The following is a 364-nucleotide window of genomic DNA, read 5'->3' as shown; positions in this document are numbered from 1 at the left end:
AGAGCCTGTTTGGAAAATCACGGGTGAGCATTTCTGCGCATGAGATTGGCGCCCATGGCGACGAAGATCATGGCCTGTGACACGTCGATGCGGCGCTCATAATCGCGCACGAGCCGCCGCCAGCGGGTCATCCAGCCGAAAGTTCTCTCGACCACCCAGCGTCGCGGCAGCACCTCGAAGCCCTTTGCTCCGTCGCGGCGGCGGATGATCTCGACGATGAAATCCAGATAAGCCGCCTTGTCCATCAACTTCAGGCGGTCATAGGCGCCATCGGCGAACAGATGCTTCACCCATGGCCAACGCCTGCGGATCGCATCCAGGATCATCTGGGCACCGGCACTGTCGGAGATGTCGGCCGGGGTCA

The 364-nt window shown here is 61.3% G+C and carries 1 protein-coding gene; it reads right to left on the bottom strand.

The window, feature by feature from the left end; translation table 11 throughout:
• Window positions 1-17 precede the first annotated feature (17 nt).
• On the bottom strand, window positions 18-364 hold a 347-nt coding region (locus B7444_RS15600; RefSeq protein ID WP_035730705.1), incomplete at its 5' end, for a transposase.

Source organism: Gluconobacter thailandicus F149-1 = NBRC 100600 (assembly GCF_000964465.1).
Classification (GTDB): Bacteria; Pseudomonadota; Alphaproteobacteria; order Acetobacterales; family Acetobacteraceae; genus Gluconobacter; species Gluconobacter thailandicus.
This window is presented reverse-complemented; position numbering and strand designations above follow the sequence as displayed.